Here is a 220-nt window from a genome sequence, read left to right on the forward strand (position 1 = left end):
CGGTCATTGATCCGCTCAACTTCAGCGCTTACCAGCTTGCTGAAATCTGCTCCATATTCTTGACCACTGCTACATGAGATGAGAGTTGCCAATCCCTTGTCCATACCCAGTTGCTTTTGTGGCTTGCGAATATTATAGGCAACAGCTTTAATAGCACGATGAACTTCCAGCCGCTTCTTGTCTCGATCAAGAATGAGCTGGATGTCGCCACGTTTCTTCT

The 220-nt window shown here is 46.8% G+C and carries 1 protein-coding gene; it reads right to left on the bottom strand.

Translation table 11 applies throughout. From position 1 onward, the window contains the following. Positions 1 to 220, bottom strand: a 220-nt coding sequence (locus tag NE623_RS14665; RefSeq protein ID WP_256276179.1) for a hypothetical protein, incomplete at both ends; no start/stop codon positions are given.

Source organism: Gemmiger formicilis, assembly GCF_024462815.1.
Lineage (GTDB): Bacteria > Bacillota > Clostridia > Oscillospirales > Ruminococcaceae > Gemmiger.